This is a genomic window from Parendozoicomonas verongulae (assembly GCF_009711465.1).
Taxonomy (GTDB): domain Bacteria; phylum Pseudomonadota; class Gammaproteobacteria; order Pseudomonadales; family Endozoicomonadaceae; genus Sansalvadorimonas; species Sansalvadorimonas verongulae.
The window spans coordinates 1,367-1,994 of sequence record NZ_SMME01000664.1; the positions used below are offsets into that span (position 1 = coordinate 1,367).

1 protein-coding gene is annotated in these 628 nt (G+C 54.1%); it reads left to right on the forward strand.

Annotated features, from left to right (window positions below; translation table 11 throughout):
* On the forward strand, nt 1–490 hold a 490-nt coding region (locus E1189_RS02490), incomplete at its 5' end, for a hypothetical protein (RefSeq protein WP_196221090.1).
* Nucleotides 491–628 lie beyond the last annotated feature (138 nt).

Sequence of the window (628 nt, forward strand, 5' to 3'; positions counted from 1 at the left end):
CGACCTTCTCGACAAGCAGGATATGGATTCCCTGAACCGGGCACTGGAACAGGCCGAGCGTCGTATGGACAGCCTGAAGAACAGCACCCGCTCCACACTGGAAAACCTGCAGGACGAGTTAGACCGGCTGGAGGGCAATACCGATGCCATTGAGAAGCGTCGGTATGAAGCCCGGAAACGGGATCTGGAACGGCAGTTGAAGGACGCCCGCGAGGCTGGTGATGGGGATGCTGTTTCTAACCTTCAACGGGCCTTGGGTCTGAACCGCAGAGTCTTCAGTAAAACCCGTGATCAGCGCAAAGAGAAAGAACGGGAAGAGCGGCGCGAACAAACAAAGCGTACGACACAGACCAAGGAATCACAGAATAGAGCCCCGACCAAAGTTATCCGCCTGGAATACGCCGGTGGCGCTGTGGATGTGAATATTCGCCAGAGTGATCAAGCCAAGCTGCTTCGGGCTTTGAAGATTGCTGGTGGGAGAGCGATATAAATGCAGCTGGATACCCTGACACTGCCGGATAACTTTATCTGGGTGAATGAGTTTGACTGGTCGCCTGTTGCACAAACCATTGAGCGCAGTTTAACGGGGGCGCTGATCGTTTCAGAAAGTCAGAAAAGTTACGGGCGT